The 14,934-nt window shown below is 31.7% G+C and carries 18 protein-coding genes and 1 pseudogene; 9 read left to right on the forward strand and 10 right to left on the reverse strand.

Annotated elements, in window-relative coordinates; translation table 11 throughout:
* The first annotated feature begins 51 nt into the window (after nucleotides 1-51).
* Genes AC0L5U_RS12245 through AC0L5U_RS12255 form a run of 3 tightly spaced genes read left to right on the forward strand, consistent with a single transcriptional unit; the run spans nucleotide 52 to nucleotide 1,932 of the window.
* Nucleotides 52-768 carry an SIMPL domain-containing protein gene (locus AC0L5U_RS12245; protein WP_473416684.1) on the forward strand — a complete coding sequence of 239 codons (717 nt, stop codon included), beginning with the start codon at nucleotides 52-54 and terminating at the stop codon, nucleotides 766-768.
* A gap of 13 nt (nucleotides 769-781) precedes the next feature.
* Nucleotides 782-1,555 (forward strand): VWA domain-containing protein, encoded by a 774-nt coding sequence (locus tag AC0L5U_RS12250; RefSeq protein WP_473416685.1) that lies wholly within the window; start codon nucleotides 782-784, stop codon nucleotides 1,553-1,555.
* Nucleotides 1,552-1,932: a hypothetical protein gene (locus AC0L5U_RS12255; protein ID WP_473416686.1), complete on the forward strand. Its 381-nt coding sequence runs from the start codon at nucleotides 1,552-1,554 to the stop codon at nucleotides 1,930-1,932. Before AC0L5U_RS12250 ends, AC0L5U_RS12255 begins: the two co-directional genes overlap by 4 nt.
* A 74-nt stretch (nucleotides 1,933-2,006) precedes the next feature.
* Here AC0L5U_RS12255 and AC0L5U_RS12260 read toward each other — a convergent pair whose 3' ends face one another.
* Nucleotides 2,007-3,011, reverse strand: a complete 1,005-nt coding sequence (locus AC0L5U_RS12260; RefSeq protein WP_473416688.1) for a PorP/SprF family type IX secretion system membrane protein — start codon at nucleotides 3,009-3,011, stop codon at nucleotides 2,007-2,009.
* Nucleotides 3,012-3,149: 138 nt separating this feature from the next.
* Here AC0L5U_RS12260 and AC0L5U_RS12265 point away from each other — a divergent pair.
* From AC0L5U_RS12265 to AC0L5U_RS12290, 6 genes and pseudogenes are all read left to right on the forward strand, one after another.
* Nucleotides 3,150-4,057, forward strand: a pseudogene (locus tag AC0L5U_RS12265) (NifU family protein).
* A gap of 88 nt (nucleotides 4,058-4,145) precedes the next feature.
* Nucleotides 4,146-4,346 (forward strand): dodecin family protein, encoded by a 201-nt coding sequence (locus tag AC0L5U_RS12270; RefSeq protein ID WP_473416689.1) that lies wholly within the window; start codon nucleotides 4,146-4,148, stop codon nucleotides 4,344-4,346.
* 140 nt (nucleotides 4,347-4,486) lie between these two features.
* Complete coding sequence (locus AC0L5U_RS12275) at nucleotides 4,487-5,509, forward strand: thioredoxin domain-containing protein (RefSeq protein WP_473416690.1); 1,023 nt, start codon at nucleotides 4,487-4,489, stop codon at nucleotides 5,507-5,509.
* On the forward strand, nucleotides 5,488-6,525 hold the full coding sequence (locus AC0L5U_RS12280) for a thioredoxin domain-containing protein (RefSeq protein WP_473416691.1): 1,038 nt from the start codon (nucleotides 5,488-5,490) through the stop codon (nucleotides 6,523-6,525). Before AC0L5U_RS12275 ends, AC0L5U_RS12280 begins: the two co-directional genes overlap by 22 nt.
* Entirely contained in the window at nucleotides 6,522-6,875 is a 354-nt protein-coding gene (locus AC0L5U_RS12285; protein ID WP_473416692.1) for a DUF1304 domain-containing protein, read from the forward strand. Before AC0L5U_RS12280 ends, AC0L5U_RS12285 begins: the two co-directional genes overlap by 4 nt.
* Before the next feature lie 86 nt (nucleotides 6,876-6,961).
* On the forward strand, nucleotides 6,962-7,777 hold the full coding sequence (locus AC0L5U_RS12290) for a mechanosensitive ion channel family protein (protein WP_473416693.1): 816 nt from the start codon (nucleotides 6,962-6,964) through the stop codon (nucleotides 7,775-7,777).
* Between the two features lie 49 nt (nucleotides 7,778-7,826).
* Here AC0L5U_RS12290 and tsaB read toward each other — a convergent pair whose 3' ends face one another.
* From tsaB to AC0L5U_RS12335, 9 genes are all read right to left on the reverse strand, one after another.
* Nucleotides 7,827-8,504 (reverse strand): tRNA (adenosine(37)-N6)-threonylcarbamoyltransferase complex dimerization subunit type 1 TsaB, encoded by a 678-nt coding sequence (tsaB, locus tag AC0L5U_RS12295; RefSeq protein ID WP_473416694.1) that lies wholly within the window; start codon nucleotides 8,502-8,504, stop codon nucleotides 7,827-7,829.
* Nucleotides 8,504-8,998, reverse strand: coding sequence for a TlpA family protein disulfide reductase (locus AC0L5U_RS12300; RefSeq protein WP_473416695.1), 495 nt, complete (start codon nucleotides 8,996-8,998; stop codon nucleotides 8,504-8,506). The genes tsaB and AC0L5U_RS12300 overlap by 1 nt, the downstream gene beginning before the upstream one ends.
* A 22-nt stretch (nucleotides 8,999-9,020) precedes the next feature.
* Complete coding sequence (locus AC0L5U_RS12305; protein ID WP_473416696.1) at nucleotides 9,021-10,361, reverse strand: TolC family protein; 1,341 nt, start codon at nucleotides 10,359-10,361, stop codon at nucleotides 9,021-9,023.
* Nucleotides 10,362-10,363: 2 nt separating this feature from the next.
* Entirely contained in the window at nucleotides 10,364-11,485 is a 1,122-nt protein-coding gene (locus AC0L5U_RS12310) for an efflux RND transporter periplasmic adaptor subunit (RefSeq protein WP_473416697.1), read from the reverse strand.
* Between the two features lie 13 nt (nucleotides 11,486-11,498).
* On the reverse strand, nucleotides 11,499-12,320 hold the full coding sequence (locus AC0L5U_RS12315; RefSeq protein ID WP_473418285.1) for an ABC transporter permease: 822 nt from the start codon (nucleotides 12,318-12,320) through the stop codon (nucleotides 11,499-11,501).
* Nucleotides 12,320-12,742 (reverse strand): ABC transporter permease, encoded by a 423-nt coding sequence (locus tag AC0L5U_RS12320; protein WP_473416698.1) that lies wholly within the window; start codon nucleotides 12,740-12,742, stop codon nucleotides 12,320-12,322. Before AC0L5U_RS12320 ends, AC0L5U_RS12315 begins: the two co-directional genes overlap by 1 nt.
* Nucleotides 12,743-12,744: 2 nt before the next feature.
* Entirely contained in the window at nucleotides 12,745-13,974 is a 1,230-nt protein-coding gene (locus AC0L5U_RS12325) for an ABC transporter permease (protein WP_473416699.1), read from the reverse strand.
* Nucleotides 13,967-14,668, reverse strand: coding sequence for an ABC transporter ATP-binding protein (locus tag AC0L5U_RS12330; RefSeq protein ID WP_473416700.1), 702 nt, complete (start codon nucleotides 14,666-14,668; stop codon nucleotides 13,967-13,969). Before AC0L5U_RS12330 ends, AC0L5U_RS12325 begins: the two co-directional genes overlap by 8 nt.
* 111 nt (nucleotides 14,669-14,779) lie before the next feature.
* Complete coding sequence (locus AC0L5U_RS12335) at nucleotides 14,780-14,929, reverse strand: hypothetical protein (protein ID WP_473416701.1); 150 nt, start codon at nucleotides 14,927-14,929, stop codon at nucleotides 14,780-14,782.
* Nucleotides 14,930-14,934 lie beyond the last annotated feature (5 nt).

Below are 14,934 nucleotides of genomic sequence, written 5' to 3' on the forward strand. Positions count from 1 at the left end.
TAAAATACTTTGGGAATAGATTTACAGAATTAATCAAAAAAAGAAATCACAATGCAACTAAATTCAAAATTATTCATCTTTTTACTACTGATATCAGCTTTAGGTTTTTCTCAAAGCGGAACAAAAAACTTTATAGATCAGCCTTTTATTGAAGTTACTGGAACGGTTGAAACCGAAATTATTCCGAATGAAATTTTCTTGAAAATTATTTTAAATGAACATGATAAAAAAGGAAAGTTAAGTATTGAAGCTCAAGAAAATCAGATGCTGTTAACTTTAAAATCTTTAGGTATCAATTTAGAAAAAAACTTAACAGTATTAGATTTTAATGGTAGATATACTCGGAAATTTTTTGGCGACAATGAAGTTACAAAGATTAAACATTATCAATTAATAGTGAATAGTGGTAAAACATTAGCAGAAGTTTATGAAGCTTTAGACCTATGCGATATTTCCAATATTTCAATAACTAAAACAAGCCATTCTGAGCTTGAAAAATTCCGAAGAGAAACCAAACTAAAGGCTCTAAAAACTGCAAAAGAAAAGGCTTCAGGCTATGCGGATGCTATTGGACAAACTATTGGAAAAGCTTTGTTTATTCAGGAAATTAAAAATTTACCAAATCACAATTATTATGGAAACAATCTTAATGTGGCAAATACAGTAAATGTAGTTGGCTATGGTTCAGAAAGAAAAAAATTCCAAGACTTAAATCTAAAATCAATATCCATAACAGAAACAGTTATGGCAAAATTCATATTAAATTAAAAAAATAAAAATTATGAAAACTCAAATCAAAGTACTGGCATTTTGCCTTTCAGTATTAAGCTTTACAGCATGTAACGCAAACAATAAAAAGCGAGATATTGCTTTAAACAACACAGAAATCACACATCCAGAACCCAATAAACAATTTATAAAGGTTGCACTTTTATTAGATACGAGTAATAGTATGGATGGCTTAATAGACCAAGCCAAAGCACAACTTTGGGAAATTGTAAACGAATTATCATATGCTAAATGCGGTACTCAAAAACCAAATTTACAAATTGCATTATACGAATACGGAAACGATAGACTGAATGCTGAAGAAGGTTATATAAAACAAGTTTTAGCCTTTAGTGATGATTTAGATGAGATTTCTAAAGAACTTTTCTCACTAACCACAAATGGTGGCAATGAATATTGCGGTCAAGTTATTCAAACCTCTTTAAATCAATTAAATTGGGGTAAAAATGACGATGATTTAAAACTAATTTTCATCGCAGGAAACGAGCCTTTTACTCAAGGAAAAGTGAGTTATAAAAATGCTTCAACAAATGCAAAAGAAAAAGATGTTACGGTAAACACCATTTTTTGTGGTGATTATAACCAAGGGATTTCTAGCTATTGGAAAGATGGAGCAACTCTAACCTATGGCGATTACATGGCGATAAACCACAACAAATCTACCGTACACGTTGCTTCACCCTATGATGATGAAATTTTACAACTCAATATAAAGTTGAATAAAACGTATGTAGCTTACGGGCAAAGAGGTAAAGAAAAAGGATGATGCAGGCAGAACAAGACGCAAACGCAAGTGGATATAGTAAAGCAAATGCAGTAGGACGTACCGTTAGCAAGAGTTCTCATTTATATAAAAATTCCACATGGGATTTAGTAGATGCCGTTGAAACGGAAGAAATAGTTGTAGAAGATCTTAAAAAAGAAGCGTTACCAGATGAATTAAAAGACAAAAATGCAACTGAAATAAAAGCTTATGTTGCTAAAAAACAAGCAGAGCGTAAAGCAATTCAAAAGCAAATTCAAGACTTAAACACAAAACGTAAAGCGTTTATTTCTAAAAAAACAACAACATCAAACGGATTGGAAAATGCTATGACAAAGGCTATAAAAACTCAAGCTAAAAAGAAAAAATATACTTGGTAGAATTAATATAGAGTGATTTGTCATTCTGTTTGGAAACCTCTGAACAGTTTGACATTCATTTTTAATACTGCTTTCTAATTCACAGCAGGGCAATTACAATGGTAACGTTCTCTTCTACAGTTAAAGTTATACCCTAAAGTAATTTGATGAAAACCACCGCTTGTAAACACCACAGAATTTGCTTGATAGGTATACGTGTAAGCAAACATAAATTCATTATAATTCACACCCAAAATAGGCGTAAACTGTTGTAATTTTTGACTACTAACACCTCCAGAATTATTTAAAAACTCAGCACCATCAAAACTTTGACGGTAAGATACACCACCCCACAGCTTACCAAATTCCATTTGTTTATAAGCTTTAGCGTTAAAATCCATCATAGATTCTTTAGTCCCATCTCTGTATTGGTACATTACTGAAGGTTCAAAACTCCATTCGCTACCAAACTTTCCAAAAACACCTCCTACAGATAATAAAAAACGTCTTAAGTTACTTGTAATTTGAATGTCGTTATTTATACCAGCATTCTCAAGCACATTTTTAACTGTACCATGGGCATAATAATCTAAATAGTGATAAGAGAACCCAAGATCGATATTGAAATTTGTTGCACTCTGCACAACACCCTGAACTATTGGGTCTGCTCCATCAAAAGGAAAAGTAGTTTCATCCAATTGATATTGAATAAAACCAGCACTTAATCCAAAAGACAACATATTTAAATCTACTTCACTTCTTGAAAACTGTAAATGATGTGCGTATGTTAAATAAGCTCCAGTTTGGGAATGATATCCGTTTTTATCAGCATATAAAATCCCTCCTATTCCAGAAGACGATTCTCCTATACGTCCATTTACACTTAAAGACAATAATTTAGGAGCATCCTCATGTCCAAACCATTGTTGTCTTCCCGTCATACGTACTTTTGCGCAATTTGCAACACCAGCCATAGATGGATGAATTAAATAATAATTATCAGTTAAGTAATCGGTGTATATAGGAAGTCCTTCCTGTGCATTAAAGTTCGGAGCGCAAAGCATTCCAATCAATAATATAAAAACGTATTTCAATTTCATAGGTTGCAATATCTAGGTAAACTGGTTTTTAGTAAACGCTTCTTTAGCAAAAAAATTACATACAAAAAGCATTTAACTAAACTCAAATATATACATATCTAGGTTTTCTTTTAGTATTTTTGTAAAAAAATAGCCAAAATGAGCAATTTCAAGGTTTCTGTGCAAGAAACAACCAACAATACCATAGTAAAATTTGAATTAAATCAATTTATTACTAAACATCAAAGTTTTGAATTCAATAATATAGACGAGGCAAAATCATCGCCTTTAGCACAACAGTTATTCTATTTACCATTCGTAAAAAAGGTATACATTTCTGGAAATTTTATCGCCGTAGAACGCTATAATATTGTAGAATGGAATGATGTACAGGATGAAGTAGCTGAACAAATTGAATCTTATTTAAACGATGGTGGTATTGTCATCAATGAAAAAGATGCTGTTGCCGTAAAGAAAACACCTGTGACGGTTTATGCCGAAAGCACTCCAAATCCAGCAGTAATGAAGTTTGTATGCAATAAAAAAATCGCAACATCTACTTTTGAATTTACTTCTATTGATGATGCTAAATTATCGCCATTAGCTACAGAATTATTTCATTTTCCGTTTGTAAAAAGTGTATTTATTGAAGAAAATTATGTCTCTGTTACAAAATATGACATGACCGAATGGCAAGAAATTACTGTTGAAGTAAGAGAATTTGTTAGAAAATTTCTTGAAGAAGGCAAAGACGTTGTACTTCCAGGAGCCGAGGAAGCAATGCAAAAACCTCTCCACAGCTGGATCAACAATTTGAAGCTATGGACGATATTTCAAAAGAAATTGTAAATATTTTAGAAGAATATGTGAAACCAGCGGTTGCTAGTGATGGTGGAAATATTCAATTTATAGAATATGATGCTGATGCCAAAAGCGTTAGCGTATTGCTTCAAGGCGCTTGTAGTGGCTGTCCTTCTTCAACGTTTACTCTAAAAAATGGTATTGAAAATATGCTAAAACAAATGCTTCCTGGAAAAGTAGAAATTGTTGAAGCTATAAATGGCTAATAGATTTAAAGTGACTTTGTTGGCTTTTTTGTGTCTCAAATAAACAATCTTGATAACAGATATTTATTAATTAAAAACCGATTAAATCATGGCAGTATTAAAAGTAATTGAAATTCTAGCAAACTCAGAAAAAAGTTGGGAAGATGCAACTAGAAAAGCAGTAAAAGAAGCATCAAAAAGTGTAAAAAATATTCGTTCTGTATACATCCAAGATCAAAGTGCTAGTGTTGACGATGGAGAGGTTATAGACTTTAGAGTAAACGTTAAAATTACTTTTGAAGTAAAATAAATTTAACTCACAATAAAAAAAGCGTTCAAAATTTGAACGCTTTTTTTATGCCCAATTTTAACTAACTTTGATGCATGAAGTACTCCGCAATATTCTTACTAATTATTCTGATGAACTGTAAAGGTCAGAATTCCAAACCCATGGAACATCATAAATACACCAACGCTCTTATTGAAGAAACTAGTCCTTATTTATTGCAACACGCTCATAACCCTGTAGAGTGGCATGCATGGAATGACGCAACTTTAAAAAAGGCAAAAGCTGAAAACAAATTAATCTTGATAAGTGTAGGCTACTCTGCCTGCCATTGGTGCCATGTGATGGAAGAAGAAAGTTTTGAAGATAGCTTGGTGGCACAAGTAATGAATAAAAACTTCATAAATATTAAAGTTGACAGAGAAGAACGTCCTGATGTAGATCAAGTTTATATGAATGCCGTTCAATTAATGACAGGAAGTGGCGGCTGGCCTTTAAACGCTATAGCTCTGCCAGACGGAAGACCGTTTTGGGGAGGTACCTATTTCCCAAAAGAGCAATGGGTAAATGTACTAAATCAAATTTCTAAAATTTACAAAGAAGACCCAAATAAGTTATTTGAACAAGCAGAAAATGTTGAAACTGGTATAAAAACTATTGCTCTTGTAAAACCAAATAGCGATGCTCCAGTTTTTGAAACAGCTTTCATTGAAAATGCCGTTTCCAATTGGTCTAAACAATTTGACACCAATTTTGGAGGCATGAATAGAGAACCCAAATTTATGATGCCAAATAATTATCATTTCTTGTTAAGATATGCACATCAAAATAACGATGGAAAATTGTTGAATTTTGTGAATCTTACACTTACTAAAATGGCTTATGGTGGTGTATATGATCAAGTCGGAGGTGGGTTTTCAAGATATTCAACAGATAAAAAATGGCATGTACCTCATTTTGAAAAGATGCTTTATGATAATGGGCAATTGGTAAGTTTATATGCCGATGCTTATCTCTTAACAAAAAATGAATTGTACAAAAATATCGTAGATGAAACTTTAAAATTCATTAAGAATGAAATGACTACTCCCGAAGGTGCTTTCTATGCTTCTTTTGATGCAGACAGTGATACTCCTGAAGGCGAATTAGAAGAAGGTGCTTTTATGTGTGGCAAAAAGAAGAACTAAAAAATATTTTAGCAGATGATTTTGACTTGTTTTCGGACTATTATAACATAAATAATTTCGGACTATGGGAAGATGGTAATTATGTTCTAATTCGAAAAGAGGATGACGCTTCAATTTTAAAAAAATACAATCTTACTAAGATTCAACTAAACGAAAAGAAAACCGAATGGAAATCTAAACTTTCAGAAACCCGGGACAAAAGACCAAAACCAAGAATGGATGATAAAGCATTAACTTCTTGGAATGGATTAATGCTAAAAGGTTATGTGGATGCTTATCGTGTTTTTCAAAATGAGGCCTATATAAAAGCTGCTGAAAAGAATGCAAATTTTATAATTTCTAAGGTTTTAAGAAAACATGGTGGATTGAACCATACGTTTAAAGAGGGCGAAAGCAAAATTAACGGTTACCTAGAAGATTATGCTACGGTAATTGATGCGTTTATTGCACTTTATGAATCTACTTTAAACGAAAAATGGTTAACTAATGCACAAGATTTAACAAACTATACTTACGCACATTTTTATGACGATGCTAGTAAATTATTCTTTTTCACATCAAATGAAGACACCTCTTTAGTTTCAAGAAATATTGTATATCACGATAATGTAATTCCAGGTAGCAATTCAATAATGGCTAAAAACTTATTCAAATTATCACATTATTTTGATAATAAAAAGTTTGCTGAATCGGCTATGACAATGTTGAACAATGTGAAACCAGAAATGTCTGAATATCCATCATCCTATTCCAATTGGTTTGATTTAATGTTAAATTACACCAATCCTTATTACGAAGTTGCTATTGTTGGAACAGATGCGAAACAAAAAATTTCAGATTTAAACCAAACTTATATTCCCAACAAATTAGTTGCTGGAGCTACTTCAGAAAACAACATGCCTTTATTACAAAACAGATACAACCCAAAAGAAACACTTATTTATGTATGCGTCAATAAAGCATGTAAACTACCTGTTTCTGATGTTAATAAAGCTACTAAACTACTAGAAAAATGAGTACTCTAACCCTAATTTTAATTTCGATTGTAGCCTTAGAACATTTCTATTTTTTAATATTAGAAATGTTTTTATGGACTAAACCAAAAGGTATTAAAGCATTTGGTTTAAAATCCAAACAATTTGCAGAAGACACCAAAGTTTTAGCGGCCAATCAAGGGCTCTATAATGGGTTTTTATCAGCAGGGCTTATATTTTCAATTATAGAAAAAGATATTAAAATTGCTATTTTCTTTCTTATTTGTGTGACCATAGCAGGTATTTATGGGTCTTACTCAACAAAGCAAATAAAGTTGTTTTATGTACAAGCAATTCCTGCAATTATTGCACTTATTACAACTTTTATTTAAAATTAATTAATCATTTTTTCATTGTTAAAATTAAAAATTCAAGTATTTGTTTTTAATTTTGCAAAACTTAAAAACACTAAAAAAATATGGAAAATTTAGACAAGTGGGTAAACCTCGCTCAAGGATTTGTAGTAGACTATGGTTTAAAAATAGTTGGAGCTATAGTAATTTGGATTATTGGTTCTTGGATTATAAAAAAAATAACCAAAGGCATTGCCAAAGTAATGACCAAGAAAAATTACGATGAAAGTTTACAAAAGTTTTTACTCAATTTAATTGGTTGGATTTTAAAAATACTTTTATTCTTAACAATTTTAGCAAAATTAGGTATTGAAACAACATCATTTGCTGCAATTTTAGCCGCTGCTGGTTTAGCTATTGGTATGGCTTTACAAGGCTCTCTTGGGAACTTTGCCGGAGGGGTTTTAATCATGATTTTTAAACCTATAAAAATTGGAGATTTAATTGAAGCTCAAGGAGAACTAGGTGTTGTAAAAGAAATTGAAATCTTTACAACAAAAATAGTGTCACCTACTAATAAAGAAATAATCATCCCTAATGGTGCTTTATCTAATGGTAACATTACAAATTATTCTACTGAAGGAAAATTACGTGTAGATTTAACCATTGGAGTGAGTTATGATGCTGATATTAAAGAAACTAAAGACGTTTTAATGAAAGTATTAACAGATAATCCACAGGTTTTAAAAGACCCTGCACCTTCTGTAAATGTATCTGAACTTGCAGATAGTTCTGTGAATTTTGCTGTGAGACCTTACTCGACAGTAGCAGATTACTGGGATGTTTATTTTGGTACTATTGAAAAATGCAAATTAGCACTTGACAAAGCTGGTATAGAAATTCCTTACCCTCACAGCGTTGAAATACATAAAGATGCTTAAGAATAAGCTTTAATAAATATTAAACCTGTTAGACAACTGACAGGTTTTTTTATGCTTTAGGTTTAGGCTTCAAAGCCACAAAATCTTTTAAGTAGTAGGGTTCAAAATAAGCAACATCTTCGATATCGTTTATTTTAAATTTATTAAAAGCCAATAAACTCATTTCATTAGCAGAAGGCAATTTATCTTCTATAAAAACAGCGTTAGGGTGTTTGATTAATGCTTTTGTTTTTTCAACTCCATTGCCAATAAAATATACTTTTTGATGATCTAAATAATCTACAAAAGATGTTTCGTCCAGAATTTGGGCCTCAGTAGCTCTAATTTGATTATAATTTGAATCGAAAATAGCTGAATACACCTCCATACGTCTCGCATCTAGCATAGGGATAATGATGCCATCATCTACAGAAATTTGATGCGCTAAAGCTTCTAAAGTTGGAATAGAAATTAAAGGTTTATCTAAAGCAAAAGAAAGCCCTTTTGCTGCTGAAACCCCAATACGCAAACCCGTGTAAGACCCTGGCCCTTTACTTATTGCAATGGCATCCAGGTTATCTCGTTTTACTTTTGCTTCGTTTAGAACCTCATCAATAAATACGTGAAGTTTTTCGGCATGCGAATACCCATTTCTACTATTCTCTTTTATTGCGATAGTTTTACCTTCTTTTGAAAGCGAAACTGAACAGTTTGTAGTTGAAGTTTCTAAACTAAGAATTATACCCATTACTGTTTATATTTTTCTATAATATCTCCAATAACTTTAGAAGATAACTCAAAACCCTTTAAACTTGGATACCCTTCCCAACGTACAATGCCTTTAGTATCAATTAAAACGCAATGCGGAATTCCTTGCACTTTATATTTTCTCTTTAATCTTTCTTTAGTATCAATAGCACTAAAATACTTCATAACAGGTTTTGACATCCTTTCAACTTTAGCTTGAGATTCGTCACTTATACCTATTACTATTAAATTCTCAATGAATTTTTCTTGAAATTTATTCAATTCCGGGATTGCTTTTTTACAAGGTCCGCACCAAGTTGCCCAAAAATCTAAGAGAATGAATTTACCATCGGTATTTGGAGTTTCAGATAACCACTTTTCTACAACTAGCTCTGGTGCTTTTTTATTTAAGAACGATTTAGCCCAAAGTTGTTTTTTTTGAGCATTTGTACTAAAAGTTACTAAAACTATAAAAAGTAAAGTGATTTTTTTCATGAGATACATTAAAAATAAATCTCTAGTTAGTTAAAGATTTTCCCATGTAAAAGTCTAAAACTTTTGTCTTAAAAACAAAATCATACTTCGCATTTATTAAAGCAGATTCTGCATTTATTAATCTTACTCTAGATTGCTCTATCTCAAATGCATTCATTACTCCAATATTATAACGTTGTTGAGCATTTTCAAAAGCTAGTTCTTGAGATTTTAATGACTTTTTTGCCGCTTCAAAAGCTTTATAAGCTGCTTGCGCATCTGTAAAAGCACGTTGTATATTAGACTCTAAATCTAATTTAGCGCGCTGTAAACCTAACTTTGAATTTTCTTCTTGAATTCTTGATCTTGCAACTGAAGTTTTATTTTGAAATCTAGAAAATATAGGAATCCCAACATTTAAACCAAAACTATGCGCCTTTTGTTGATCTAACTGATGTAATAGACTTTCTTCCATATCAGTAATATTGGTAAAAAACGCATTTGTCCCAAAATTGTAATTAAAAGTAACCGTTGGATAATATCCAGATTTGGAAATTTCAGTCCCCAATTCCGCATTTTCAATATTCATTTCTGCAACTTTTATTTCGTTTCTATGTTCAAGTGCATAATCTAATATTGGAGAAATATTACTGTAAAGTAAAGCTTCAGAAGGTGTATCAACTTCTATAATTTCAACATTAAAACCATCATATGGTAATTGCAGCAACTGAGATAATGTTAATAATGACAAATTATAGTTGTTTTCAGCTATAGTTACATTTTGCTCATCTGTACTTAAAGTTGCCTCTGCATCATAAATATTAACTTTTGGTTGCACACCTGCATCTACTAATTCTTTGACCTGATCTAATTGTTTTTCAGAGAATTGCATTTGTGCCTGTGCAGTTTCTAAACGTTCTTTATTAAACAAAACGTTTAAATAAGAATTAACTACGTTAAGTGAAATATCATCTTTAATTCGTCCTAATTCTAACTTGCTAGTTTCAAGATTTAATTGAGATTGTTTATGTAAGTTAGTTAACCTAAACCCATCAAATATCGTTTGATTAACACCCAATCCTAAATTAGTAACGTTTGTTGTTCTATCAATAACAACTTGATTGCTACCAATATCTATACGTTGTGTTCCAACACCAATACTATGTCCAGCATTCGCTCTAACAGAAGGCAAAAACTGTCCTTTTGCAGCAATAACATCTTGCTCATTAATTAGTAAACTATTTTCGCTTTGCTTTACAGTAATATTGTTTTCTAAAGCATGATTAACGCACTCCAGAAGTGTCCACTTTTTTTGTTGAGAAAACGCAGATAACCCAACAAAAACAAACCCTATTAAAATTATATTTTTAATTTGTTTCATCATTCTTACTTATCTTTTTCGTCGTCTTCATTATCCTTTGAAGCTTTATTCCAAACCTTAATTTTATCGTCTTCTTTTACACCTTCAATTATTTCAACATTTATACCATCAGATAATCCAAGTTCAACATTCTCTTTTTTAAATTTATTTTCGCCTGTCATTACTTCAACAAAAGGCTTTTCAGTAATTCTATTATATTGCAATAAAGCTTCTTTAATTGCTAATACACTATCTTTATTTTCAATATCAATTTCTGCATTGGCACTATACCCAGCTCTTATATTTGTAGTAGTATCAATTTTAACATCAGCTTTAATAGTAAATTGAACTGCTCCATTCTGTTCAATTCCTTTTGGTGCTACAAAAGTTAACGTGGCAGGAAACTCTTTATCTTTTATCGCTCCTAAAATTACCTTTATTTCCTTACCTTCTAGAAGTTTACCAACCTCAGCTTCATCAACTTTACCCTCAAAAATCATTAAACTCATATCGGCTATAGTAGCTATAGTTGTACCTGCATTAAAATTGTTACTTTGTATAACTTGATCGCCTTCACGAACTGGTATCTCCAAAATAGTACCTGGTATTTGTGCAACAATGTTTGTATTTGCAGCACTTCCACCAGAAATAGAACCTCTTTTAATAATTTGGTAATCGTTTTGGGCTTGTGCCATTGCCTCCTTTGATTGATTGAAAGACAGTTCGCTATTCTCGAAATCTTGTTGCGAAATAACACCTTTTTCAAAAAGGGTTTTATTTCTAGTGTATAAAACTTTTGAATTTTCAAAAGATAATTTTGAAGTCGCTATTCTACTTTTAGCACTTACCAAACTTTGCTCATTAGGGACAACCCTAATAGTCGCAATTAAATCTCCTTTTTTAACGATATCGCCCTCTTCAACAAGAATTTTATTTACAATTCCTGAAATTTGAGGTTTCAATTCAATCTCTTCTTCAGGGTTTAATTTACCTGTAGCAACTGCCTTTGTATTTATAGAGGTATAAAAAGGTGCTTCTACTTTATAATCTACAATATCTTTTGAATTGGCATCTTTAAAATACTTTAACACGAAGGCTAAAAGTATCACAACGATTAATACTAAAATAATTTTTACTGTTTTGTTCATCTTTTTTGATTGTTTATTCTTCTCTTAATGCTTCTATGGGTTTTATACTTGTGGCTTTAAATGCTGGGATTAACCCTATTAAAGTTCCTAAAACAATTAATATTAACAGGGAGATAAAAACCACCCCTATGGAGACAGATGCATTGACTAATGTAGCATCTGATCCTTGTCCAAATGCAGCATCTAAAGCTATTAAAATCCATCCTCCAGTAATGATTCCAAAAACACCAGCGACCATTGTTAAAAAAACTGCCTCTACAACTATTTGTCTTTTTATTTCAAAAGGTGTAGCTCCTAATGCACGTCTTACACCTATTTCTTTGGTACGCTCTTTCACAGTTATTAATAAAATATTTCCGATAGCAAAAACACCTGCGATTAAAGTAGCAATCCCTACAAACCATGTTAAAAATTGCATCCCTCCTAAAAAACCTGTGAACTTGGCAAACTCTTTTCCTAAATTGAAACTACGGAAGGCTCTGTCATCTTTGGGATGAACATCGTTAAGGTTTTTTAGCATTAATTCTGCATCTTTTTGAATTTGTACAATATCAAATTCAGGTTTCCCTGTAATCATCATAAAGCCAATTTTATCGCCTCTATTATATACTCTTTGAAAAGTAGTAAAGGGGATATGAATATCTTCGGAGGGGCCAAATCTCATGTTCCCTGGATCATACATACCTATAACTGTATAATTAATTTTATTTATTTGAATATAAGCTCCAACAGCTATTTCATCTTTATCAAATAATTGTTTATAAATACTTTCTGAAATTACAGCTACTTTTTTATGGTTATCAATATCATTCTGATTGATAAACCTACCATGGATTAACTTCTTTTTTGGACTCTATCTAATAAAGGGTAATCTCCAAAAACATTAAAAGTTCCTGAAAGAAAATCTTTAGTAACAACGGCTGAATTCATGTTTCTAGGAACAACAAACTCGACACCTTCAACATTTTCTTCAACTTTTTTAATGTCAGGTATTGTTAACTGAACACGTCTTCCTTCCTGAAAACCTTTAAAAGGTTTGTTAGTAACATTACCCATAAAAAACACGCTATTTGTTGCAAAATCTCCAAATAAACGATTAAACGAATTTTCTAAACCTCTTGCTGATCCTAACAATCCAATAAGCAATAAAATGCCCCACCAGACACCTACCATAGTAAGAATAGACCTTAGTTTATTTTTACTAAAGCTATCAAAAACTTCTTGCCATGTATCTCTATCTAATAAAAATCTAAACATAGTTAGTCGTTTCTTAAGGCTACAATGGGTTTTATTCTTGAAGCTTTTTTTGCTGGCAAATACCCTGCAATAGCTCCTGCTAAAATCAAAGTAATAGTAGCTCCTATTACTTCACTATTTCCTACTCCTGGATTAGTTATAAAATAATCTTTCAAACTGGGTCCAATCCATTCTAAAACCCCTACTCCTATTAACAACCCAATATATCCGGCAATAGCGGTAATTAATACAGACTCTAAAAGAATTATAGAAACAATAGATTTTGGAGATGCTCCTAAAGCTTTCCTAATACCAATTTCCTTGGTACGCTCTTTTACAATAAAAATCATGATATTACTAATACCAACAATACCTGCTATTAAAGTTCCAAAACCTATAACTAAAATGATAAGTGTTAATCCAGAGGTTAACATATCTACTTGCTTTGTACCTTGTGCCATATTCTGAACACGTATTGCTCTTTGATCGCTTCTGGCAACTGAAAAACGTTCTTTAAAACTTTTAGTGATCAAAGTTCCAAAAGAAAGTGCTTCATCATTACTCATTTCTGGATTATAGGTTAAATGCAAAAAATCAATATAATCGTTATTTCCATATACTTGTTGCGCTGTTGTTATTGGAATATAAATAACACGTTCTTCATTATCTCCCTCATCATCTGTAAAAACACCTACTACTTTATAAGGAATTCCACTTAAATTAACATATTTACCAATAGCGGTTTCTTTTCTGAATAATTGGTCATTAACAATTCTACCTATAATAGCGACCTTTGTTTTATTTTTTAAATCATTATGATTAATGTAGCGCCCTTCAGTAACTTGATTGTTTTCAATAAACATGTACTCTGGGTGAACTGCTCTTAGTTGGTAACTATTTTTCTCGCTCTTAAAGGAGGCCACTACATTTCTATTAACTTTAGAAGTAATGTATTGCACTTTATCTCCAAATTTATCAAGCATAAATTCATGGTCTTCATTTTTAAAACGTATTCTTCTACCAGCTTGTAAACCATTGTGTGCTTTAGTTGTTCTTCCGGGGTAAATAACTATAGAGTTATTAGCATCTGTTCCAAAAGCCTCAGTAAATGTATTTTCTAATCCATTGGCGATTCCAAAAAGGATAGCAAATAATAAAATCGCGAACGCAACAGTAAAACCAGATAATAAACTTCTAGTTCTATTTTTATTTATACTTTGAAATATTTCCCGCCAAAGGTCTAAATCAAACATATTGACTTGCTCTTACTTGTGTTACTTTTTTATCTTCCATAATAACACCATCACGCAATCTTACAATTCGCTTACACATATTAGCTATATCTTCCTCATGTGTTACCATTAATATTGTTTTACCTTCATCATTTAATTGTTGAATGAATTCCATGATTTCATAGGAAGTTTTAGTGTCCAGAGCTCCAGTAGGCTCATCGGCTAATAATAACTTAGGATTTGCAGCTAATGCTCTTGCAATGGCAACGCGCTGTTTTTGACCACCCGATAATTCCTTTGGTAAATGATGTGCCCAATCTGCTAAACCCACTTTTTCAAGATGAAACATACCTAACTCTTGGCGTTTCTTTCGTTTTAAACCCTGATAATACAAAGGCAATGCTACATTTTCTAAAGCATTTTTGTAATTAATCAAATTAAAGGATTGAAAAATAAAACCTAAAAACTTATTTCTGTAAACAGCTGCCTTTTTTTCGGTCAAATTATCAATTGGTAATCCATCAAGAATGTACTCGCCAGAATCGGCAATATCCAGCATCCCTATGATATTAAGTAAAGTAGATTTTCCTGAACCAGAAGACCCCATAATAGCAACCATCTCGCCTGATTCAACAGATAGGTCTATTCCCTTTAAAACATGTAAGCTAGTTTCTCCTATTGCATAGGATTTGTGTAATGCGTTAATTTTTAGCATCTTTTGATTGATTATTGAAGTACTTTCTAATTAGACTAGAAGTGCAAAGAAATGTTACAATAAAAGCCAAAAAAACTTTTATTACTTTTTTAACTTTATTAAGCTAAGCTTTTAATTACTTTTTGAGTAAAATTTACGATATATAAAATAGCCTATCCCGCCCACAAGGATATAAGGAATTGCCATTAAGTACACAATACCATTATTGATACCTTCTGCAGTTGTTTGTCCTTGTTCACTTTCTAAAACAGCACGACACATAGCAC

The organism is Jejuia sp. G7-7 (assembly GCF_055808955.1).

Excerpts from the sequence above, each read along its gene's own strand:
- AC0L5U_RS12245 (WP_473416684.1), top strand. The coding sequence starts at position 52 with ATGCAACTAAATTCAAAATTATTCATCTTTTTACTACTGATATCAGCT.
- AC0L5U_RS12250 (WP_473416685.1), top strand. The coding sequence starts at position 782 with ATGAAAACTCAAATCAAAGTACTGGCATTTTGCCTTTCAGTATTAAGC.
- AC0L5U_RS12255 (WP_473416686.1), top strand. The coding sequence starts at position 1,552 with ATGATGCAGGCAGAACAAGACGCAAACGCAAGTGGATATAGTAAAGCA.
- AC0L5U_RS12260 (WP_473416688.1), bottom strand. The coding sequence starts at position 3,011 with ATGAAATTGAAATACGTTTTTATATTATTGATTGGAATGCTTTGCGCT.
- AC0L5U_RS12270 (WP_473416689.1), top strand. The coding sequence starts at position 4,146 with ATGGCAGTATTAAAAGTAATTGAAATTCTAGCAAACTCAGAAAAAAGT.
- AC0L5U_RS12275 (WP_473416690.1), top strand. The coding sequence starts at position 4,487 with ATGGAACATCATAAATACACCAACGCTCTTATTGAAGAAACTAGTCCT.
- AC0L5U_RS12285 (WP_473416692.1), top strand. The coding sequence starts at position 6,522 with ATGAGTACTCTAACCCTAATTTTAATTTCGATTGTAGCCTTAGAACAT.
- AC0L5U_RS12290 (WP_473416693.1), top strand. The coding sequence starts at position 6,962 with ATGGAAAATTTAGACAAGTGGGTAAACCTCGCTCAAGGATTTGTAGTA.
- tsaB (WP_473416694.1), bottom strand. The coding sequence starts at position 8,504 with ATGGGTATAATTCTTAGTTTAGAAACTTCAACTACAAACTGTTCAGTT.
- AC0L5U_RS12300 (WP_473416695.1), bottom strand. The coding sequence starts at position 8,998 with ATGAAAAAAATCACTTTACTTTTTATAGTTTTAGTAACTTTTAGTACA.
- AC0L5U_RS12305 (WP_473416696.1), bottom strand. The coding sequence starts at position 10,361 with ATGATGAAACAAATTAAAAATATAATTTTAATAGGGTTTGTTTTTGTT.
- AC0L5U_RS12310 (WP_473416697.1), bottom strand. The coding sequence starts at position 11,485 with ATGAACAAAACAGTAAAAATTATTTTAGTATTAATCGTTGTGATACTT.
- AC0L5U_RS12320 (WP_473416698.1), bottom strand. The coding sequence starts at position 12,742 with ATGTTTAGATTTTTATTAGATAGAGATACATGGCAAGAAGTTTTTGAT.
- AC0L5U_RS12325 (WP_473416699.1), bottom strand. The coding sequence starts at position 13,974 with ATGTTTGATTTAGACCTTTGGCGGGAAATATTTCAAAGTATAAATAAA.
- AC0L5U_RS12330 (WP_473416700.1), bottom strand. The coding sequence starts at position 14,668 with ATGCTAAAAATTAACGCATTACACAAATCCTATGCAATAGGAGAAACT.
- AC0L5U_RS12335 (WP_473416701.1), bottom strand. The coding sequence starts at position 14,929 with ATGTGTCGTGCTGTTTTAGAAAGTGAACAAGGACAAACAACTGCAGAA.